This is a genomic window from Sphingobacteriales bacterium, assembly GCA_016700115.1.
Classification (GTDB): Bacteria; Bacteroidota; Bacteroidia; order Chitinophagales; family UBA2359; genus UBA2359.
Genome location: CP064999.1, coordinates 2938333 through 2960559, shown reverse-complemented (window position 1 = coordinate 2960559; position 22227 = coordinate 2938333). Strand labels below are relative to the sequence as shown.

The window sequence follows — 22227 nt, the reverse complement described above, 5'->3', positions numbered from 1 at the left end:
CAAAATTCTGACATAAGGGGTTTTCGTTTATCATTCTTTCAATTCCAGATTTGATGCGCCTGTTTTTCCTTTCATCCGCAATTGTTCCTTCTTCTTTAGTAAGTAATTATTGATACGCCTTGTTTGTGCAGTCTCAAATAGTTTCGGATGATTCTCTGAACATCGGGGTTATCCCTGAAGGGAATTAAATACTCCTGAGTTAGTTTTACCAAATTTTCGGGGAAATCCAAAGCAGAAACCGGCAGATACGCATATCCTGCATACACATTATTGGCAATCATGACAACTGAAAACTCTTCTGCATTTTTTCCCTGATCTATAATCAGCATATTGTGAGACGGATAGCTGTAGCTTTGCAATAGCTGCATGACCCGTTCATTGTGAAGGTCAGTTGTTTCGGCGTAAAATTGCTCAGGAATTGTTGAATTGACCTCCGATTCGGTGGCTAAGGACTCTGTAAGTATCTCAGATTGGGTACCGATTTTTGAGCCTGAAACGGAAAAATTGTCTTCGGAATCTGCCTCATCGTCTAAAGAAAGCGGCATATCGAGAGGAATGGATGAAATAACGGGAATGTCCGTAGTCATATTCCTTTGATTTGAGGTATAGAATGTTTTAGCAACTTCAAGCTGATGCAGATAAGGTCCTAATCCACAGAGGTTTGGGTTGATTCCATATTGCATAGCTGCATGCAGAATGAAGCGGAAAGCCCTCCATTTGTTCGGGAATTTCATCAATAACCAACCGTCGCCATTTCCGAGAGAGGTAACCTGAAAATGCAAATACCCGTCGGGCTGAGGGTTGATGTAAATCCCTTGTGTGTATTTTACCCGACGTTGCGCGCGGTTAAACTTAGGCATATACCTTTTGATTTCGTCCGATTCGAGCAATAACGACACTAATTCACTGCCGGTTAAGCGGTATTGTATGTCGTGGATGGAGTTTTTCATTTCAAACCTCGTAAAATCGTCCAAATCTGAATTGAAATGCGTGAAAACTCGTTTTTTTATGTCGTTACTCTTTCCCAGATAAATGATTCTCCCTTTGTGATCTAAAAAATAATATACTCCCAAAGCATTGGGCAGACTTTCAACTTTGGAAAACGAGAGGTTTGGAGGGAGTTTTGTGTTCAAGGCAAATTGCTGTACCAAACTTTTATCTCTTCCTGAATGGTTCAGCTTTTTCAGAAACAGCTTTTCGAAAAGTTTGCTCAGCCCTTTAACGCGTTGTTCGAGGTGAAGTTTATAGTCGAAAACAATGTTCAGTTTTCTGCAAAGGTTGCCCAATGACTGAATATTGAGTTCATTACAAGCCTTTTCTGATAATCGGCTCAGACAGATTTGCTTATGAACAAACCGTATTCCTGTCTGCTTGAATGACCGCCGCATCAGTGCATAAATAAAGCGAATATGCAAACCGACTAAAATTGAGTCGGAGCAAAACCCGGCTATCTCGTTTGCTACTTCTTCAAATTCCGGGGCGGTTTCAAAAGCAGTCCGGTCAAAATCTACTAATGCTATGACAAAATCGCTGATTTCTTCGGGAGGCTTGATAATTTTATGAAACCTTGCTTTACTCCCATCGCGGTTGATTCTCAACATTGCAATTTCTACGAGATAATTGCGGCGAAGCCCGCTTCCCGAATATTCTATTTCTACGATGGTAAAATCAAGCGACATGTAGTTGTGATAAATTGGGGGAACTGAACGGTTTTGTGCAAATCGCTTTTACTGCAAAGTTCCTGAAAGTTAAAGCAAAGTTCGTCAAAGGATTTATTTACACCAAGTTTCTGCCCATTAAGATAGCTGAACCTTTTGCAAACAGGGCAGTTTACCTCCTGTTTTGATTTGCCGGAAGGCAAAAATCAGAATATATTTATACCTTCGTTTATTCACGTTGACTTTACCGATTTTCTCAGGTATTCTTGCCGGCAAGCAGTCTGCCGGGAAATAGATTTTGTGGTGGAAAGCGATTTTTTGATTATTTTCAGGTAAAACGCCAATCATTCTATGGCTTTGAACACAACCCAACACACGCATCTCATTAAACAGGAGGCTTACCGGTTAGGATTTCAATATGTTGGCATTTCCCGTTCGGGTTTTCTGGAAGAAGAAGCCCGGCATTTGGAAGAATGGCTGAAACGGGGCTATCACGGAAAGATGGGGTATATGGAACAGCATTTCGACAAACGGTTGGACACTACCAAATTAGTTCCCGGCTCGAAATCGGTAATTACCTTGCTTTACAACTACCAAACGACCAAAAGACAGGAAGACCCGACCGCTCCGAAAATCTCAAAATATGCCTATGGATTAGATTACCATATCGTCATCAAAGAAAAGTTAACCGGGCTGCTACATTTCATCGAAGAACAGATTGGGCAAATCAGCGGTCGGGTGTTTGTCGATTCTGCCCCTGTCCTGGAACGCGCCTGGGCTGCCAAAAACGGAACGGGTTGGGTGGGGAAAAACTCATTGCTCATCACGCCCCATTCCGGCTCTTTTTTCTTTTTGGCCGAGCTCATCATAGATTTGGAGTTAGATGTTGACGGTCCGGTAAAAGATTATTGCGGCACATGCACCCGCTGCATAGATGCCTGCCCGACTGAGGCTATTGTGGGCAATAGAATAGTGGACGGAAGTAAATGTATCTCCTATTTCACCATTGAACTAAAAGACGAATTGCCTTCTGACATGAGCGGAAAGTTCGAAAACTGGATGTTTGGATGTGATATTTGTCAGGAAGTTTGCCCCTGGAACCGTTTTGCCCAAAACCATACCGAACCAAAGTTTGAGCCAAAGCCCGAATTGTTGAACAAGAGCAAACAAGCGTGGACGGAGCTGACCGAGGAGGTTTTCGGCCATTTGTTCAGACAGTCTGCTGTTAAAAGAACCAAATACAAAGGATTGATGCGCAATATCGGTTTTTTATTAAAAAATGAATCGAAACCGGTGCATAATCCCCTATAAAAATCATAGATTGTAACCGTTTCTGTACCGGAATTTTTCAACCGGTTTTTCTTACCTTTTTGTAAAATCCATACGACCATGAGCACAAAATCTATCCTGTTTGTAGCATTGGTATTGTGGTATTTGTTTTCCGCTTACTGGTATGTTTGCCGCATTAAAAATCATGCCTGCAATTGCTTTACCTCCCAAGCCGGCATACCTCCTTTGATAATCAAAGACAACGAAAAACAAATTGTCAACATACCCGATAACTTTAAATTCACGCAGTCAGCAGCCTCTCCGGTCATCAGTACTCCGGTTAAGGAAGCACTGAACCAAACTGCAAACTATCTGCTTCAACATCCGAATCGGGCCTTGATCATAAAAGGACATTACACCCCCGAAGAAGTGAACCAAACCCCGTTTGACAATCTCGGAATTGCTCGTGCTGATGCGCTGAAACGGCAACTGATGGCTTCAGGAATACCTGAAACGCGCATCCTGACCGCTGCGTCTGAGGTGAAACCCATGCCCTTGTTTTCAGATCAAACCTTTTTTGGAGGTTATGACTTTGAATTTACCGATGCCGGAGATACCAATGCCCTTCCCCGATTTTTGGTGCTTGACAGCAACACTACGGTGGTGGATGTAGCAGACAATTTTTCGTTCAGGGAATCGGAAGCCAAACCCGTTTTTAGCCCTGCTGTTCAAAAAGGAATGGAGGATTTAACGGTTTATCTGACTGCCAATCCTAAAAAACAGCTCGTGCTGACCGGCAGCTATGAGGCTAAGGAAAGGAACAACACGATGTTTGACAACCTCGGCCTCGCGCGGGCAGATGCACTGAAGCAACTCCTGTTGGCAAAAGGAATTCCGGCGGACAGAATACAGGGGGCCTCCCGCCAAAACGACGCTTTACCCCGAACCCCGAACGGACAAATCACCGGCGCTGTTGCTTTTTCGATGAATACTGCCACACAGAGTGAGTTGCCGACATTTACGGTAAAAGACGGCTCTGAAACAGTGGTGGATGTTCCCGATAATTTCAGGTTCAGGGCTTCTTCAGACAAACCCGAAATGAGCAAAGAGGTTCAAAACGGATTGGCAACCCTTGGGCATTACGCAAAAACCCATCCTGACCGAAGGTTGAAAATTACGGGCAGTTTTGCTCCCGAAGAAAAAAACAATACCGCTTTTAATAACCTCGGAATTGCCCGGGCCAATGCCCTCAAAACTCAGCTTGTAGCTTTAGGGGCTGATAGTTCTAATATAAACATTGACTCCAAACCCGATGCGCAGTTGGTGCAAAACAACGGCTCGATTACCGGAGGAATTGACTTCATGTTTCAGGTTACGGCAGCCCGGAAAGTTGACCTGACCGCGCAATCCAGAACCCTTTACTTTAATTCGGGAAGCGCAGAACTCGCAATGACAGACGAGTTGAGACAATATTTTAAAGACGTAAAAACCCTGTTGGAACAAGACCCAAAAGCAGCCGTAAATCTGACAGGTCATACGGATAATGTTGGAAATCAACCCTCGAATCAGAAGTTAGGGTTAAAGCGCGCCAACGAGGTGAAACAGCAATTGGTTCGTATTGGTATTCACCAAAAACGCGTCAGCACCGAATCGAAAGGACAGACAAATCCGGTTCAAAGCAACGAAACAGACGAAGGAAAAAAGGCAAACCGCCGCGTAGAAATGATCATCAAATAGCCCTGCCGATGTAATTCCTCACTTATTTAGTTCGGCAATTGCGCGTTAAAAAACAAGTAATCGCTAATCCTGCAACCTAAAATCAACCCACACAAATACTTATTGTTCACCGACAAAACATTTCAATTATGTCTCCATTCTGGATTGATACCATACAAATATTATTTCTCCTTTTGGTTACCTCTGTGCTGACTTATCTGGTGTTCAGTTATCGGAAGACCTCGACGATGGCGCGCGAAATTGATGACCTGAATTTGACAATAAAAGACCTACGGGCAGAAAATTCCTTATTGAAAGACCGCAACTACAAGTTAGAGATAAATTCAGAAAAATTTAAAGCTAATTTAGACGAGGCTAATACTATGATTGGCACTTTGAGAGCCGAAAACGGAGGGCTTAAGGAGCAAATTGCCGAAAAGACCAATCAGATTTTAATACTTCAGGAAATTGAATCAAAATACAACAACCTGAACAGTCAGTTTGGTGAAATTCAAACTGAAAACAACGGTTTGAGGATTCAATTACAAGAAACTAAGGAATCCCTTCACCAAATTACCAAAAAAAACAGCGATTTGTCGGCACATTACGATGCCCTTGAAGAGCGATACAATGCTTTGCTGAACAGTTCAAACCAACTTCGGGCAGAAGTGGATGCTTTGGAATTAAAACTTGCTGCGGCAAAATCCGACAACGAACAATTAACCTTGATGAACAAATCATTGTCGCTACAACCCGGCGGAAACGGAGGAGCATCGGTGGAGGTAGGTTCTGCATCTGATAACAGTTCGGTATCTGCCGATTTGGAATCTTTGGTACATGCGCTTTCGGTTCAGGTGGGCGATCTGGAAATGGGTAAAGTAGAATTAGAACAAAAAATAACCCTGCTTAACACACAATTGGCAGATAAAGAAGACCATAATATCCGGTTAAAACGAGATTTGGACGATTGCCGGAAAAAATATAAGGCAACCGCTTCAGAATTAGCCGAAGACGAAAAAAAATTAGAAGCCATTCGCCAAAAAATGGGATTGATCAACTTTGAGCGAATTGGCATTGCAACAGAAAAAGAAAAAGACGATCTGAAACTGATTAGCGGCATTGGACCCTATATTGAGCGCAAACTCAATGCTTTGGGCATTTATACCTTTCGTCAAATCGGTAATTTTACCCCCGAAGATATTGCAAAAGTAACCGAAGCTATCGAATTTTTCCCCGGACGCATCATCAGGGACAATTGGGTGGAACAGGCTAAAACTTTGGCATCTAAAAACAGCTAACCTGAATTTTAGACAAACAACCCGATTGCCTGATGCCGGTTTTAGAACCATAACCTTTTAACTTTTTGGGCTGTTATTGCCCAAAACAAGGTTAACTACCAAATTTATCCATAATTCAGCGCAATCCGTAAGCCTGCTTTGTTTACGGCAAAGAATGTTAAGGCATTTTCTGACAGACCTATACTGTCTGACAGACTTTCTAAGTCTTGCGCAAAGGCTGCACACCCAACTTTTCTGTCTGCCCACTCATTTCTTCAGGCTGCACACTTAACTTTTCAGGTTGCATACTAAACTATTGAGGCTGTACGCTAAACGATTGATGCTGCATACTCAACTATTTCGACAAAAACCACCTCTGTTAAATTAGCAGTTCAATAGTTAGCCTTAATTCTTCACTGTGCAGAGAGAAAACTTCGCTATACAGAGAGAAAACTTCGCTGTGTGGAGAGAATTGTTCACTATGCAGAGAGAATTGTTCATGGTGCAGCCCTTGTTTGAGACCTGTAAGGTTTTGAATTCCTTACAGGTCTGCCAGCCGGACGCTGTTCAGCCCGGCATTTACCGGTATTTTACCGATGAATCAAGCGAATCCCGCCGGATTTGGGTTTAAGGGCTGAAGTTTAACAGACTATTGTTTAAAACCTTCCCCTTTCTCCGCCATTTGCAGCAGCAACGCGGGTGGGGTAAACCGTTTGCCATACCGCGCTTCAAACTGTTTTGCCCGGAGAGTAAATTTTTTAATGCCGTAAGCATTGATATATTGCAGCGTGCCGCCTTGAAACGGCGCAAAACCCCATCCCAGAATGCTGCCGATATTTGCATCGGCGATGTTCATCACCACATTTTCCTCCAGACAACGAACGGTTTCTATGCTCTGAACAAACAACAATCTTTCCTTCATTTCTTCCATGGGTAAAGGCGTTGAGTTGGTCGGAAAATGTGCAGTCAAATCCGGCCAAAGGTGTTTTTTGCCCGTTACGGGGTAATCATAGAAGCCCTGTCCCGATTTTTTTCCGGTTCTTCCGAGCGTTCTCACCATTTTTTCAAGCAAATAATAGGCGCTTGTCTTTTCATATTCCAATCCGGCCGATTCTATATCCTTCCGGGTTTGTTCGCGGATGTCGAACACTAAAGAAAGTGAAACTTCATCCAACAAAGCAAGCGGAGCAACCGGCATTCCCGCCTGCAACCCTGCCGATTCGATGCGTCTTGGATGCTGCCCCTCGGCCAACATCGTTACCCCTTCCATCACATAAGTTGCAAAAACTCGCGAAGTGTAAAACCCCCGGCTGTCGTTGACCACAATCGGCGTTTTTTTGATTTGCAACACAAAATCAAAGGCTTTCGCAAGGGTTTCGGGCGATGATTGGGTTCCCAAAATGATTTCCACCAACTGCATTTTGTCCACCGGTGAAAAGAAATGAAGCCCGATAAACTGACCGGGTCGTGAGGACTGTTCCGCTAAACCGGTGATGGGCAAAGTCGAAGTGTTGGACGCAAAGACCGTTTCCGGGGAAATTTGCAATTCTGCCTCGCGGGTAACTGCGGCTTTTAATTCGCGGTTTTCAAACACGGCTTCGATAATCAGGTCGCAATCTTTCAAATCCTCTGCCTTGTCGGTGGGTAAAATTCTCGACAGTATTTCGTCCTTTTGCTCAGGTGAAATTTTTGATTGTACTACCTGTTTGGTGAGCAGCTTCGCCGTATAGTCCTTGCCTTTGGCAGCCGTTTCAATGTTAACATCCTTCAGTACTACTTCAATTCCTGCAAATGCCGAAACATAAGCAATCCCCGCCCCCATCATTCCGGCCCCCAAAATGCCGGCTTTCCTGATTTTGTGTTGCGGAAACTGAGCCGGTCTGCTGCTCCCCCTTGTGATTGCATTCAACTGAAACCAAAAGGCTTGAATCATGTTTTCGGCGACCTGTCCGTTCAATAATTGGGTAAAACAACGTGACTCTATTCGGCAGGCTGTTTCAAAATCAACCGTAGCGGCTTCAACAGCAACATTCAAAATCGCCTGCGGGGCAGGATAGTTGTTAAACGTTTTTTGAGTCAACATAGCCGGCGCGACTGCCAGCATTTGTGCTACTTTCGGATGTTTGGCATCTCCTCCCGGAATCTTAGTTCCGGCTATGTCCCAGGGTTGCCGGGCTTGGCGATTTTCTTTAATCCAGTCAACCGCTTGTTTCATTAGCTCCTCCATATTCTCCGCAATCGCATGTATCAATCCCTGCTTAAGGGCATCTTTAGGTTTGAGTTTTCTCCCTTCCATCAGCAAAGGCAAGGCAGCCTGAAGACCGGTCAGATAAACCGTTTTGACAACCCCTCCCGCCCCGGGCAACAAACCCAGACTGACTTCGGGCAAACCGATTCGGATCCGTTCGTCGTTCAGGCAAATCCGGTAGTGGCAGGCCAAAGCGAGTTCGTACCCTCCGCCCAAAGCCGACCCGTTGATGGCGGCAACCACCGGAACACCCAGGGTTTCCAAAAGCCTGAACAGGGCTTTTAGTTCCTGCGCTTCCTTAAAAATGGCTTCCGGTTCGTGCCTCAGCCCGTACAGATATTCCAGATCGCCCCCGGCCATAAAGGTAGTTTTGGCAGAGGTAATGATAATTCCCTGTAGCTGTTGGTGTTGTTTCAGCATTTGCAAGGTTTTGTAAAAAGCGCCGGCAAACTCGGCATTGATGATATTGGCCGGTTTAACCGGATGGTCTAAGGTGAGGATAGCTATATGCTCGGGTAAAATATCGCAGTTTAACATGTTTCTGGGAATAGGTTAAATAATCAAGGTAAAACTGAAATCTTCCGGTATTTAAACGAAAAATGAAAAGTGCAGGTCGTTAAACCCTCTCAATGATAGTTGCGACACCCATCCCTCCGCCGACACAAAGGGTAATCAAGGCAGTTTGCAGGTTGCGGCGCTCCAATTCATCCAAAACCGTTCCAACAAGCATGGCACCCGTAGCCCCAAGAGGATGTCCTAAAGCAATTGCTCCGCCGTTGACGTTCAGACATTCGTCCGGAATGTTCAAATCCCTTTGAAACTTCAGAACCGCAGCAGCAAAAGCCTCATTCATTTCCCAAAGGTCAATATCTCTGGAGTTCATGCCTGCTTTTTTGAGGGCTTTAAGCGCTGATGGCACAGGGCCTTGCAGCATAATGGTAGGTTCATCGGCAACCACTGCGGTTGCGACAATTTTTGCTCTTGGAGTTAGTCCCAACTCCAACCCTTTGTTTTTACTTCCAATCAAAGCCAGAGCAGCCCCATCCACTATGCCGGAAGAATTGCCGGCTGTATGAACGTGGTGAATAAATTCTACCTCCGGGTAACGCAGCATGGCAACGGCATCAAAGCCAAGCTCACCAACCATGGTAAAAGAAGGCGGTAAGGATGCAAGTGCTTCTAAAGTTGTATCCGGTCTTATGTATTCATCCCGTCCAAGTATCAAAAGTCCGTTATGGTCAAAAACCGGTACGATCGAATTTTTGAAATAACCATTCAAAGAAGCATGAGCGGCACGTTGTTGGGATTGAAGCGCATAAGCATCCAACATTTGTCGGGTAAAGCCCTCACGGGTAGCAATCAAATCTGCGCTGATGCCTTGAGGAACAAACCCCAGGCGGCGATTTACTTCCGGATCGGTCATCCACGCCCCGCCGTCACTTCCCATCGGAATTCGGGACATAGACTCTATTCCGCCCGCAACCACCAAATCTTCCCAGCCCGAACGGATTTTCATCGCCGCAAGGTTGATGGCTTCCAAACCGGAAGCACAAAACCGGTTTAACTGCATCCCCCCAATCTTCTGACTCCAACCGGCATACAACACCGAAGTCTTTGCAATATCTGCCCCTTGCTCCCCAATAGGGGTTACACATCCCAACACCACATCATCCACTTCCGAAGTATCAAACCCAAACCTGTGCTCAAGTTCGCGATATAATACAGCAAGCAGCTCGATGGGTTTTACCTCATACAAAGCACCGTTTTTTTTACCACGACCGCGTGGGGTTCTGATGGCATCAAAAATATAGGCATCTCTAATCACCGTATTGATTTTTGTTTGGCGGCGAAAATAATTCTAAATTGTGGTTTTGTGGAATAAAATTGATTCTAAGCGGTCTAAACTTAGAATACAGAAATCCCGTACCTTTGCTATACGGCGTAAAATCTATCATTTTCAACCTTTTTTAACAACATGACCAACATTAAATTCCTCTTTACCTGCTTGTTCTTTTTGTTACCCGTTCTGACTCATCTCTCAGCTCAGAGCCTGCCCCAGCAAATGCGGTTTTCTGACGATGGACTTAGACTGACAACCGGAGGAGTTCCATCAACCGGATTCTATGATGAATCAGTCATCAACACCTTTGAACTGACCTTTGAACAAACCAATTACTGGAACCTGTTGGTTGCCAATTATTCTTCAGGCACCGATCTTGCCGCAACCCTGACTATCAATGGTTATACCCTCCCCTTTCCGGTCGGTGTTCGCTTTAAAGGCCAGACCTCTTATATGAACACGACCTCCTCTCAAAAAAAATCGTTCAATATCAGCCTCGATTTCAACAATGCCGACCAGAACTATGGGGGTTATAAAACCTTTAACCTGAACAATTGCTTTGACGATGCCTCCTTTATCCGCGAGGTATTTTACTACCATCAAAACCGCAACCATATCCCTTGCGCCAAGGCCAATTATGTACAGTTGTTTATTAACGGCCAAAACTGGGGCATCTATCCCAATATCCAACAACTCAACGGCGATTTTTATCCCGAATGGTTTATGAGCAATGAAGGCACTAACTGGAGGGCGTTGAAAACTGCAAGCGGAGGTCCGGGTGGCCCCGGAGGCGGATTTGGTGCCGGCTTTTCTTCAATAAACTGGTTAGGATGGGACACGACGGTCTATAAAGGCTATTATGTCCTGAAAAAAGCACACAAACCCAATCCCTGGGATGATTTGGTAAATACCTGCTACGAATTGAATAATCCCCCTTTAACCGATTTGCCCGAAACCCTGAAATATACTTTGGATATTGACCGCACCCTTTGGTTTTTAGCGTCCGAAATCATTTTCTCAGACGATGACGGCTATGCCCATAAAGGCGGAATGGATTACTATGTGTATTATGAACCTGAAACCGGCAGGATTGTTCCGCAGGAATATGACGGCAATACCTGCATGAAAGTAAACAATGCTTCATGGAGTCCTTTTTACCATGCCGACGACGTAAAATTTGCCCTGCTAAACCGCTTGTTGGCTGTACCCGAATTCCGTCAGCGATATCTCGCCCATCTCCGAACAATTATTGAAAACAGCCTCAACCAAACACAGGCCGACGCACAGATTGATGCCTACTATGCCCAAATCAGCAATTTGGTCGAAAACGATCCCAAAAAACTATACTCTTTTACCGCTTTTCAGAATGAAAAAAACGTGCTGAAAAACTTCATTCAACAACGAAGAACCAACCTGAATGCTAATACTGAAGTAAATGTTACCGGCGCAACCATTGGTGAAGTGATGTTTGAAACCAACGGCATCAGTTATTTACCTCCCAATGCCAATGAAGCAGCAAAAGTTACGGCAGCAGTCAGCGGAACTGTAGGCGTAAATTCCGTTTGGCTCTACTTTGCAACCGGTTATGTAGGTGCTTTTGAAAGAATACCAATGTTTGACGACGGCCTGAACAACGACTCAGCAGCAGGCGATGGCATCTATACAGCCGATATTCCAGGATTTCCAAACGGAACGCTGGTACGGTTTTATATAGAAGCCCGAGCAAATAATACGGCAAAAACTTCAACGTTTATGCCGGTCGGTGCAGAGCATGATGTCTTTGTTTACCGGGTCAATTTGTCCGCCTATGTTCCGGCACCTGTTACCATCAATGAAATTATGGCTTCTAACTCCGTTACCATCACCGATCCAAACGGTGAGTACGATGATTGGTTGGAGCTTTACAATAACGCAGATACTGAAATTGATTTGACCGGTTGGCATCTGACCGATAACGCGAATGACCTGACTAAATGGACATTTGCCAACGGAACCGTCATCCCTGCCGGAGGATACCTCATTGTCTGGTGTGATGAAAACGGAAGTCAGGGCGATTTGCATGCCAATTTTAAACTATCATCAGAAGGTGAAACCCTGTATCTGGTTCATCCTGACCTGAACATAGCCGAAGAAGTCATATTTGGAGCGCAACAAGCAGACATGGGTTTTGCGCGTGTTCCAAATGGAACCGGTGATTTCGTCATTCAAACTCCAACTTTTGCAGCGAATAACAACCTGGTTCAGGTAGGGTTACAATCACCAAACGAATGGGCGAGTACCTTGATTTATCCAAATCCCGCCCGAAACATTGTTCATGTAAGTTTTCCTGAAAACCAACAACAGTCGCTCAAAATCTTCAACCTGACAGGTCAAATCCTGTATCAGTCAGAATTTACAGGCTCTAAAGAAATCAACCTGCAATCATTTAAACCCGGGCTGTATTTGGTTAAAATTGGAAACGAAGTCCATAAGTTGATGATTCAATAGGTAAACATTTTTCCTCTGCTTTAATATTTTACTTATTATTTTATATGCAAGAGGTTGTCATTTGAGACAACCTCTTGTTTTTTTTGCTTAAAATCTTGTGCAGCCAAAAACACAAATTATTACCGATTGCATATATTGTGCAGTTTTTGTTTTCATCTTTGGATAATTTTATTGAAAGGCAAAAGCAATCAACCCAATTACAAACATTTTTTCTGTATTTTAAACACTGATTATGAATTATTTAGCAATTGCAGCAGCCGGATTGGTGCCCTTATTCGTTGGTATGATTTGGTATAACCCAAAGGTGTTTGGAACTCTTTGGATGGAGGTAAACGGTTTTACCCCTGAACACGCAAAAGGAGCTAATATGCCCATGATTTTTGGCATCACCCTGCTTATGAGTTTCTTTCTCTTGGCACCAACCGCTTCGTTGTGTATTCATCAAATTCATATTCATTCGATTGTGGCTGACAATCCGGATATGAAAGACCCCAATTCTGAAGCAAGTATGATGGTCAAAAACTTTTTGGATGCTTTCGGACAAAATTTCCGCACGTTTAAACATGGAGTTTTACATGGTTTATTGGCAGCCATCATGTTTGCTTTACCCATTATTACCATCAACTCGTTATTTGAACGAAGAGGTTGGAAATATGTATTTTTACATGCCGGCTACTGGACTGTTTGCCTGATGTTAATGGGGGGAATTTTAAGCCAATGGGCATAATTAAAAATGAAACCTGCTTTGCTTGGATTTTGCAATTCGTTCCAAACAGCATATAAGTTTAACTAACGGAAAGACCAAAGAAGCCCCCGATGAATTATATAACTCTTGCATCGTTAAACAGGCAGATTAAAGAGACGTTGTCAGATAACATTGCGCCTGAAATTTGGGTGCTTGCTGAAATATCTTCTATTAAAATGGCCGGTTCAGGAGGCCATTGGTATCTCGATTTGGTTGAAAAGTCTAATGACAAAATAACGGCAAAATCAAACGCTGTTATATGGGCATCCTCTTATGGTATCTTGCGCCACAAATTTGGTAATGACCTGAATCTTTTGCTCAAATCGGGCAATAAAGTACTGATTCAAGGCACTGTAGATTTTCACGAACTATACGGGCTTAAGATTATTATCTCCGACTTAGATGCCTCTGCAACAATGGGAGAGTTGGAGTTAAGGCGATTGGCGACCATAAACAAACTAAACGAAGAAGGACATATCGGGAGAAATAGAAGATTAACTTTACCCACTGTCTTGCAAAGAATTGCGGTTATTTCTTCATCAACTGCAGCAGGATATGGTGATTTTATCAATCAACTTGTCCATAACCCTTACAAATTCAACATTCACACTACGTTGTTCCCGTCTTTAATGCAAGGGGATGGTGTAGAACAGGAATTAATTGCACAATTACAGGCCATTGCCGGGCAAAGCGAGCGATTTGATGCCGTTGTCATCACGAGAGGAGGAGGAAGTAAATTAGACCTTGAAGCCTTTAACAGTTATCAAATTGCGGTAGCAATAGCCACTTTTCCGCTACCAGTCCTGACAGGGATTGGCCATCTTCAAGACGAAAGTGTCGCCGATTTGGTAGCACATACAGCACTTAAAACCCCTACTGCAGTTGCCGAGTTTATCCTTAACTCGTTTCTGACTTTTGAAAGCAAGTTGATAAACCTGTTTGGCGATATAGAAAAGAACAGCCTTGCTCTTATACAAAATCATCATTTCAGGCTGCAAACTGCCATCAACAGGATTCAAAACATGGTCAAACAAAAGTTAAATTTACAAAACAGTTTGATCAATACCCATGAAATCTCATTGAACCGCATTGTTAAAAATAAAATACAGTTCCACCAAAACCGGCTTGATTATATGGGAAAAGCCCTGAAATTAGTTAATGTGGAAGGCCTGTTGAAAAAAGGATTTACCATCACCCGTTACAAAGGGAAGGCAATAAAAAGTATTCAAAATCTTGAAAAAGGTGAATACCTAAGCACCGAACTCTCGGACGGAATTATTCAGAGCAGGATAGACTAATGCTTCCAACATATTGCCTTTATTCAGGTTTTGGTTTTGTTTATTTGAACAATAAGTATTGTTAAAATTGAAGAATGTGTTATTTTTACCACAGAAATTAGTACTTTTACCAAAACCTCAGTTTCTATATTTTAAAGGTTTCAAAACACAAAACTGCTATGCGGTATCTTTCTCTGCTTACCCTGTTATTATCAATCTTTCTGTTTTACTCATCTCTGATTGCTCAGGAACAGGTTGATACTTATAAAAAAGCGGTTGATGACATCAATTGTGCATTAGCTAAAAAAATGCTCATCAGTTTTGAGCGGGCATCTCTTGCAAAAAATATCACTGCCTGTACTTATGAAGTTATTAACCGCGAAACAAATAAAATTATAGAAAACCAAACCAAAGGTTATAAACAGGAAATATTGAACATCACTTCTCGAATCAATCAGTACAAAACTAAAATAGACAACCCAAGTGAATACCTCGTCTTTGAAAGCAATTTAGATGAACTTTCAGCTTTTTCAAAAGAGAGTTTTGAAGGAATATGTAATAAATATGCAAAACCAACAAACTCCGTATGCCGCGATTATGACAAAAACAGTGATATGCTGGATCAGGAGCTAACGAATATTGTTAACAGTGCCTTAATAAGCATAGGAAAAAAAACTTATGGCGGGGAAAAAGCCAACAACCGAACACCTAAAACAGAACCTAAAACCGAAGAGAAAAAAGAGGTAAAACCTAAAGAAACAAAATCTTCAAAGGACTCAAAAGTTCAAGATACCAACTCTGCCGAATCCGGTGGAAACAGCAGTAGTTTAGCTTCAATTATTTCGACAATTATTTTAGTTTTATTGATAGCCGCCGTAGGATGGCTATACAAAGAACAACAGGAACTCAAAGAGCAGTTGGAAGATATACGAATGATGCTCAGAGTGTTTAACCGCAACAAACCGGAAAGCTAATTTGCAACGGTTAGTTTCTTAACTTACACAACTGATGCAATCAGTCAGTTAGATTTTACAGGTAAAATTCAATTAACTTTGCAGGATTTTTGCTTACGCCTTTAGGCTTCTGACATTAATATTAAAAAGAAGGATGTTTTCAAAATACACCGTTTTCTTGTGCCTGCTACTATCTTTCAGTTGGGTTAACGGGCAGCCTTCTACTCTTCCAACCGACACCACAACTTTCTTTACTGATTCAACCTGCTATATAAATCCGGTACAACAAATTGCAGTAGATACGATTGTCTATCCTTATTTAATTCGTATCGCTACCCTTCGTTTTCTTTATGAACAGACTTTGTCAGAAATCAAGGATACTATAATCCCTTTTGTTGAAAAATCACCTTCAACCGGGGAATTTAATATATCTGCCGATTCCCTAACAAAAAGCCAAACTATCCCGGTTTCACCACCACAGCTATGGTATCAGGTTAAAAATTTACCGGAATTTACAGACGCTGATATAAAAACTACCTACAACATACAGCCAATCCGCAAAGCCCCTGAATCAAAGACATTTTTGTTTTATATATTTTTGGGGATTGCATTTCTTTATGCCTTTTTGTTAAATACCTATACCAATTATATGAATAAACTGAGAGAATCAGCATTCAATATTTACATAGCAAGGCAATTTTATAAAGATTTTAACCACACAAACCTAACCCTAAACATATTGCTGTTTTTTCTGCCAATCTGTGTTTTAGGATTGTTTGTTTATCTCGCTGTTACATTTTTTGATTTGCTAACTCAAACTAATGATTTTTTACTGCTTTCAGGTTTAATCATAGGGGTAGGTGCCTATCTTTTCTTTCATCGTTTAGTTCTTCTATTTTTAGCATTTATTTTACCCCTGTCAGAATCCATCAACTTCTTCCTGTTCAATACCAAATTGCTCAACATTGTCTTTTGCTTTTTTTTGTTTCCGGTTTTGCTGTTTCTTGCTTTTGGAAGTTATTGGGTTCAATCTGCCTCGCTATATCTGTCCTTAGTAATTCTCTTTCTCTTTATAGGTTTTTTATTCTATCGCGGAGTTTCCATTGTTAAAGAGTTTATTTGGCAGTATAAGTTTCATTTTTTTTTGTACCTTTGTGCCCTCGAAATAGCACCTGTATTAGTGATCATAAAAGTTGCAACTAAGTACCTTGCTTAAACCCAACAATCCCTATTCACCCCTAAAACATTTGCGGACAGCATGACCATACCAACTGTCAATCAAAGTGGGCATAAAAAAATCAAAAACATCTTAGTCTCGCAACCGGAACCAGAAGCAGGGGTAAAAACACCTTACCATGCCCTCATAGACAAATATGATGTCAGCATAACTTATCGGCCCTTTATAAAAGTACAAGGGTTATTAGCCAAAGATTTTCGCAAAAGCAGGATTGTTCCAAACGAATTTACTTCCGTAATTTTTACAAGTCGCAACGCAGTCAATCATTTTTTCAGGCTTTGTGATGAGATGAAAATTAAAATGTCTCAAAACACCAAATACTTCTGCGTTTCTGAATCCATCGCTCTTTATTTGCAAAAATTTATTCTGTACCGGAAAAGAAAAGTCTTTTTTGATAAAACCAGCTCTATTGACGGGCTGAAAGAATTGTTAAAAAAACACCGGAAAACTGAAAAATTTCTTTTCCCTTGTGCAGCCGACCGGAAAGACAATATTGAAATCTATCTAAAAGACGAAAACTACAATTTTGCACCGGCTATCATGTTTGAAACTGTTGCCGAAGATTTGAGCGGTTTGGATATTCATTCATTTGATATGGTTATTTTCTTTAGCCCTATCGGAATTAAATCCCTGATTGAAAATTTTCCCGGACTTAAACAGGGGGATTTGGTTATTGGCGCTTTCGGCCCTTTGACCGCTCAAACCGTAACCGATTCGGGTTTTCGCCTTGATTTTCAAGCACCCGCTCCCGGCATTACTTCTATTACTCAAGCTATTGACAATTATTTGGCAAATAATGCTTAACAATGCCCGTTGAGCTGTTTTCCCAATCTGCCTGAGTCATTTTTTTACTTTAACTTTTCCAAAATTCTCGCCTCTTCATAATTCTTATTGTGGAGAAAGCTATTTTCATGTCTGAAATTCGAAAACTCCTCGCTACTAACAAATTCATGATCTACTTTCATGTAACCCTGATTTGTAGCTTTATCTCATGCTTAATAAAATATCATGAAAAACGATAACAACCTTGAGCCAAAACATACCAACCGCTTGGTCAATGAGTTAAGCCCTTATCTATTACAACATGCTCATAATCCAGTTAACTGGTATCCATGGTCAACCGAAGCGCTTGACAAAGCAAAGCAGGAAGATAAGCCAATATTGATTAGCATTGGGTATGCCGCCTGTCACTGGTGTCATGTAATGGAACGGGAATCTTTTGAAAATGAAGAGGTTGCTTCCTATATGAATGAGCATTTTGTCAATATCAAGGTGGATAGAGAAGAAAGACCTGATTTGGACAATATTTACATGGAAGCACTGACTATAATTTCAGGCAGTGGCGGATGGCCCTTGAATTGCTTTCTGCTGCCTGATGGAAGACCTTTTTATGGGGGAACCTATTATCCACCCAATCCCGGATATGGCAAACCGGATTGGCTCAGTCTTTTGAAAAGTATCGTTCGAACTTTTTCTGAAAAACGACAGGAAGTAGAAGCGCAAGCCAATCAACTGACTTACCACATCATGGCACAGGATAAGTCTGTTTTTGAATCATCTTTGCCAGAAATTGAAGTTGACCAACTATTTGAAGCCGGCTTTGCCGAAACCCTGTTTGTAAGATTTAAGCAGCGTTTTGACAAAGAAAACGGAGGTTTTGGAGCAGCCCCTAAATTTCCGGGCACCATGAATTTACAATGGTTATTGTTTTACTACCATTTAACAAATGACAAAACCCCGCTGCAACATGCTTTATTTTCTCTCGACAAAATGTGTGATGGAGGAATATACGACCAATTAGGCGGCGGCTTTGCAAGGTATTCTGTTGACAACCAATGGTTAGTTCCTCATTTTGAGAAAATGTTGTATGATAACGCCCTGCTGATTGATGTGTTGGCAGATGCGTTTAAACTAACTCATCATACCAAATACAAAGAGACCATAGAGGAAACGCTTGAATTTATAGCAAGTGAAATGACTTCGCTTGAAGGAGGATTTTATTCCTCCTATGATGCAGATTCTGAAGGAGTTGAAGGAAAGTATTATGTATGGGATAAAGCCGAAATTGACCAAATCCTTCAAGACGAATCGGCAGTATTTAATGCTTTTTACGGTGTTTCTGCAAATGGCAACTGGGAAAGGAAAAATATACTCCATCGTTGTTTCACTATAAAAAATTTTTCTGACAAAACAGGTTATAGCGTAGAACAATTAAAAAACCTGTTTCGCCGCTGCAAGCGTATGTTGTTGGCAAAACGTCAGGAAAGGGTAAAACCTGCATTGGACGATAAAATCATTTTGGGTTGGAATGCTTTAATGACCACAGCTTATGCGAAAGCATTTCTGGCAATCGGAAACGAATCCTATAGAGATGCCGCTTTGAAAAACCTGAAATTCCTTTTAGAAAAATTCTCAGATGCCTCCAACACACCTGCATTATTCCACACTTATAAAGATGGGAAAGCTCAATATCCCGCATTTTTGGACGATTATGCTTTTTTAATTGAGGCAATACTCGCTGTTTATGCCATTACCTTTGACGAAAAACTTCCACGGCTCGCTAACACTTATTTGAAGTTTGTTCAAGATAGTTTCACCGACCCCAATTCTCATATTTTTTTCTATACACCAAAATTCCAGACTGATGTTATCGTGCGTAAAAAGGAATTTTACGACAGTGCAATCCCATCGGGCAATGCCACAATGGCAGTCAATTTGAAACAACTTGGAATAATACTTGACCAACAGGAATATGTAGAACAATCGGCGTATATGGTTAAAGCTATTGAAACTTCCATGCTGAAATATCCGACTTCTTTTTCCCGTTGGGCTTTTGCTGCTTTGCAATTTATTTCACCTTCTTATGAGGTTGCTGTAATTGGCCTAAATGCTGTTAACTTAGCACTTCAAATAGGCAAATACTACCATCCCAATATTGTTGTCATGGCAACTACAGACGACAACAGCCCTTACAGTTTATTGCAAAATCGCTTTATTGAAGGGAAAACCCTGATTTATGTTTGCAAAAACAATTCATGCCAACGCCCGGTAGAAACTATTGAAGAAGCCCTTGAACTGATGTTGGAATAAACTCCGGTTTCTTGTTTATTCATCCTTTACCTGCTCCCGCACTTTTTTAGGCAGCCCGTCAAAAACCAACCGGTAGGAATGGTCTATCAAATCAAAGACCAATTGCCGGGGAATGGAGCCGTCCAAAATCAAGGTGTTCCAATGCGATTTGTTCATGTGGTATCCCGGCAGAATGGCGGGATATTCTGCCCGAAGTTCCAAAGCTTTTTCAGGGTCGCATTTCAGGTTAATTTGTGATGGCATTGAATCCAAAGAGAGTAAAGCAAACATTTTCCCCATCACCTTAAAAACTAAGGTGGTTTCGTCGAAAGGGAAGCCCTCCGTAACGGCAGGCTTCCCGATGCAATACAAGCGCAAAATTTCTAAATCCATTTTCAATTGACGATTTTAGATGGACAATTTTGGGATTAACGAATGGCGTAGGCCAGGTAATACCTCTTCACTATCTAAAAGAACCCACCCCTAATCCGCCCCCCCCCTGCACCCCTCAAGTAGGGAAAGGAGGGGAATTTAAAGACGTTTGTCAGTATTTGATGGTGCAAAATTAAATTAGAGTTGGTATAAAAAGAAAACTCCGGACACCCAAAAACTCCCCGAACCTCTGTGGAACCAAAAACCCGGTGAACCTCATCCGCGTAATTGAATTTCTTAATCCCCCCCTTTCCGAAAAAAAATACCCCCTTCCTCAAATTTTTTTCCCAAAAAAGCTTGGATAGTTAAAAAATTTGTATTTTTAGCCATGATTATTATAATAATATCTCAACCCGGAATTTTTTAACCCGAATTCCTCCTTTTTTAACCCTTCGGATGCGTTTTGCAACCCCTTACCGATGTTTTTATGCATCAAACCATCAAATCAATAGCCCCTTACACCACAAAAAAGCCCCCCTGTTCCGGCTTTGATACTTCTTTGCCCCAAAAAAACATGGTTTCTGATGCTTTGAAACCCCCGGTGGCCGCTTTGAAACCCCTGGTGGCCGTGTTGAAACCCCCGGTGGCCGTGTTGAAGCAGTCTGTCGCCGGCCACGATACCCTTCAACACGGCCACGATACCCTTCAACACGGCCACAATGACCTTCAACACGGCCACAATGACCTTCAACACGGCCACAACACCCTTCAACACGGCCACAACACCCTTCAACACGGCCACAATGACCTTCAACACGGCCACAACACCCTTCAACACGGCCACAATGACCTTCAACACGGCCACAACACCCTTCAACACGGCCACAATGACCTTCAACACGGCCACAGTGCTTTTTGCATCCTGCTGAGAATATTTAGATACCAATATTGTACATAAACCTTTAAAATCAAACATTATGACCATACCAAAAAAAGAAATCAGGAAATTTGGATTATCTGATGCGGATATGCTGGAAGAAGCCCGGTTGACGCACAGCTATTTTGAAACCGACAAAGTTGACATGGTAGCTTTTGATGCGACTATGGACGACCCGTTTGCAGACGATTTTCTGGCAGAAATTGACGCTGTGGAGGAAATACCGGATGATGATATTATTATAGACGAACTGACAGAATCAACAAGAACCGTTGAAGAAGCGATGGAAGCCGGTCGTCGTGCTTATCAGCAGTTAAAGTATTTTATTGAAAATGCTTTTGTGAATGAACAAACTATCTGGAATCAATTTGGCTATAACGATTACGAAAAGAAAAACCGTTCGCAGGCAAGTTTCATTCAATTTTTATTCAATGCACATAAAACATCGTTCAAGTATGCCACCGAACTGAATGCAGTAGGTTGTACCAATGCCCGGATAGCCGAAATTAAAACACTGGCCGAAGAAATACAGACCTTTAACATTGCTCAGGAATCCAAAAAAGGAACCCGCCCCGTTGGTACGGAAAGCCGCATAAAAATGTTAAACAGTATTTGGTCAACTTTGAGCCGGATCCGCCGTGCAGGCAAATTAATTTACTTTGACAATTTCGGGAAATATCAGCGTTATCTTGGCCACAGGGCTTCCTCATCTACAAATCCGGTAACCGGCACAGTTCCGGCTTCGAGTGTGGTAAAGGTGATTTCCGGAGGTTTTGTTGCCGAAACTCCTTTTAATTTTAAAAATACAGGAGATACTACGCTGCGTTTCGGACTTTGCCAAACCGCTACCGAAATACCCGATGAATCCGGCATTACCTTAGCACCCGGAGAATCTCAAATCAAAACCGTAGAAATGCTCGGCGATTATGACGAAACACATACCTTTATTAATGTGCTTAACCTTTCGTCAGAAGCAACAGGAAGATATGAAGTTACGTATCTGGAATAATATTTCGAAATCTCGTGGGTAGTTAACCCATTTCACTATCTAAAGAACCCACCCCTAACTCCTCCAGGGAGGGGAATTTAAAGAAGTTTGTCAGTATTTGATGGTTCAGAATGAAACTATAGTTGGTATTATA

Annotated in this window: 15 protein-coding genes and 1 pseudogene; 11 read left to right on the top strand and 5 right to left on the bottom strand. The window is 42.1% G+C overall.

What is annotated here, in order from left to right; all coding sequences use genetic code 11:
• Nucleotides 1-95: 95 nt before the first annotated feature.
• A complete protein-coding gene (locus IPM47_10630) occupies nucleotides 96-1679 on the bottom strand; it encodes a GIY-YIG nuclease family protein (protein ID QQS31334.1) in 1584 nt (527 codons plus the stop codon).
• 330 nt (nucleotides 1680-2009) lie between these two features.
• Between IPM47_10630 and queG the strand changes: the two genes are divergently transcribed.
• From queG to IPM47_10615, 3 genes and pseudogenes are all read left to right on the top strand, one after another.
• Nucleotides 2010-2969, top strand: coding sequence for a tRNA epoxyqueuosine(34) reductase QueG (gene queG / locus IPM47_10625; GenBank protein ID QQS31333.1), 960 nt, complete (start codon nucleotides 2010-2012; stop codon nucleotides 2967-2969).
• Nucleotides 2970-3047: 78 nt separating this feature from the next.
• Nucleotides 3048-4664 (top strand): OmpA family protein, encoded by a 1617-nt coding sequence (locus IPM47_10620; protein QQS31332.1) that lies wholly within the window; start codon nucleotides 3048-3050, stop codon nucleotides 4662-4664.
• A 1031-nt stretch (nucleotides 4665-5695) separates the two neighbouring features.
• Nucleotides 5696-5941, top strand: a pseudogene (locus IPM47_10615) (hypothetical protein).
• Nucleotides 5942-6569: 628 nt separating this feature from the next.
• On the opposite strand, the gene IPM47_10610 reads toward IPM47_10615, so the two are convergent.
• Both IPM47_10610 and IPM47_10605 read right to left on the bottom strand, forming a co-directional pair.
• Nucleotides 6570-8705 carry an enoyl-CoA hydratase/isomerase family protein gene (locus tag IPM47_10610; protein ID QQS31331.1) on the bottom strand — a complete coding sequence of 712 codons (2136 nt, stop codon included), beginning with the start codon at nucleotides 8703-8705 and terminating at the stop codon, nucleotides 6570-6572.
• Between the two features lie 79 nt (nucleotides 8706-8784).
• The gene (locus IPM47_10605; GenBank protein QQS31443.1) at nucleotides 8785-9990 is read right to left on the bottom strand and encodes an acetyl-CoA C-acetyltransferase; all 1206 of its coding nucleotides are present in this window, start codon (nucleotides 9988-9990) and stop codon (nucleotides 8785-8787) included.
• A 153-nt stretch (nucleotides 9991-10143) separates the two neighbouring features.
• On the opposite strand from IPM47_10605, the gene IPM47_10600 reads away from it, so the two are divergent.
• From IPM47_10600 to IPM47_10570, 7 genes are all read left to right on the top strand, one after another.
• Complete coding sequence (locus IPM47_10600) at nucleotides 10144-12495, top strand: CotH kinase family protein (GenBank protein ID QQS31330.1); 2352 nt, start codon at nucleotides 10144-10146, stop codon at nucleotides 12493-12495.
• Nucleotides 12496-12727: 232 nt separating this feature from the next.
• The gene (locus IPM47_10595) at nucleotides 12728-13222 is read left to right on the top strand and encodes a DUF1761 domain-containing protein (protein ID QQS31329.1); all 495 of its coding nucleotides are present in this window, start codon (nucleotides 12728-12730) and stop codon (nucleotides 13220-13222) included.
• 89 nt (nucleotides 13223-13311) lie between these two features.
• A complete protein-coding gene (xseA, locus tag IPM47_10590; GenBank protein QQS31328.1) occupies nucleotides 13312-14538 on the top strand; it encodes an exodeoxyribonuclease VII large subunit in 1227 nt (408 codons plus the stop codon).
• Nucleotides 14539-14696: 158 nt separating this feature from the next.
• The gene (locus IPM47_10585) at nucleotides 14697-15491 is read left to right on the top strand and encodes a hypothetical protein (GenBank protein ID QQS31327.1); all 795 of its coding nucleotides are present in this window, start codon (nucleotides 14697-14699) and stop codon (nucleotides 15489-15491) included.
• Between the two features lie 157 nt (nucleotides 15492-15648).
• Nucleotides 15649-16686 carry a DUF4271 domain-containing protein gene (locus IPM47_10580; protein QQS31326.1) on the top strand — a complete coding sequence of 346 codons (1038 nt, stop codon included), beginning with the start codon at nucleotides 15649-15651 and terminating at the stop codon, nucleotides 16684-16686.
• Nucleotides 16687-16728: 42 nt separating this feature from the next.
• The gene (locus IPM47_10575; protein ID QQS31325.1) at nucleotides 16729-17511 is read left to right on the top strand and encodes a uroporphyrinogen-III synthase; all 783 of its coding nucleotides are present in this window, start codon (nucleotides 16729-16731) and stop codon (nucleotides 17509-17511) included.
• A 204-nt stretch (nucleotides 17512-17715) separates the two neighbouring features.
• Nucleotides 17716-19797, top strand: a complete 2082-nt coding sequence (locus IPM47_10570; protein QQS31324.1) for a thioredoxin domain-containing protein — start codon at nucleotides 17716-17718, stop codon at nucleotides 19795-19797.
• A 15-nt stretch (nucleotides 19798-19812) separates the two neighbouring features.
• Here the strand turns inward: IPM47_10570 and IPM47_10565 are convergent, their stop codons facing one another.
• Together IPM47_10565 and IPM47_10560 are read right to left on the bottom strand one after the other, a co-directional pair.
• Entirely contained in the window at nucleotides 19813-20169 is a 357-nt protein-coding gene (locus IPM47_10565) for an MmcQ/YjbR family DNA-binding protein (GenBank protein QQS31323.1), read from the bottom strand.
• A 484-nt stretch (nucleotides 20170-20653) separates the two neighbouring features.
• Nucleotides 20654-21049, bottom strand: a complete 396-nt coding sequence (locus tag IPM47_10560) for a hypothetical protein (protein ID QQS31322.1) — start codon at nucleotides 21047-21049, stop codon at nucleotides 20654-20656.
• Between the two features lie 76 nt (nucleotides 21050-21125).
• Between IPM47_10560 and IPM47_10555 the strand changes: the two genes are divergently transcribed.
• A complete protein-coding gene (locus IPM47_10555) occupies nucleotides 21126-22094 on the top strand; it encodes a hypothetical protein (protein QQS31321.1) in 969 nt (322 codons plus the stop codon).
• Nucleotides 22095-22227 lie beyond the last annotated feature (133 nt).

What these genes read in the sequence shown, in the direction of transcription:
- IPM47_10575 (QQS31325.1), top strand. Translation starts at nt 16,729, where the DNA reads ATGACCATACCAACTGTCAATCAAAGTGGGCATAAAAAAATCAAAAAC.
- IPM47_10565 (QQS31323.1), bottom strand. Translation starts at nt 20,169, where the DNA reads ATGGATTTAGAAATTTTGCGCTTGTATTGCATCGGGAAGCCTGCCGTT.
- IPM47_10595 (QQS31329.1), top strand. Translation starts at nt 12,728, where the DNA reads ATGAATTATTTAGCAATTGCAGCAGCCGGATTGGTGCCCTTATTCGTT.
- IPM47_10585 (QQS31327.1), top strand. Translation starts at nt 14,697, where the DNA reads ATGCGGTATCTTTCTCTGCTTACCCTGTTATTATCAATCTTTCTGTTT.
- queG (QQS31333.1), top strand. Translation starts at nt 2,010, where the DNA reads ATGGCTTTGAACACAACCCAACACACGCATCTCATTAAACAGGAGGCT.
- IPM47_10610 (QQS31331.1), bottom strand. Translation starts at nt 8,705, where the DNA reads ATGTTAAACTGCGATATTTTACCCGAGCATATAGCTATCCTCACCTTA.
- IPM47_10630 (QQS31334.1), bottom strand. Translation starts at nt 1,679, where the DNA reads ATGTCGCTTGATTTTACCATCGTAGAAATAGAATATTCGGGAAGCGGG.
- IPM47_10570 (QQS31324.1), top strand. Translation starts at nt 17,716, where the DNA reads ATGAAAAACGATAACAACCTTGAGCCAAAACATACCAACCGCTTGGTC.
- IPM47_10600 (QQS31330.1), top strand. Translation starts at nt 10,144, where the DNA reads ATGACCAACATTAAATTCCTCTTTACCTGCTTGTTCTTTTTGTTACCC.
- IPM47_10620 (QQS31332.1), top strand. Translation starts at nt 3,048, where the DNA reads ATGAGCACAAAATCTATCCTGTTTGTAGCATTGGTATTGTGGTATTTG.
- IPM47_10555 (QQS31321.1), top strand. Translation starts at nt 21,126, where the DNA reads ATGACCATACCAAAAAAAGAAATCAGGAAATTTGGATTATCTGATGCG.
- xseA (QQS31328.1), top strand. Translation starts at nt 13,312, where the DNA reads ATGAATTATATAACTCTTGCATCGTTAAACAGGCAGATTAAAGAGACG.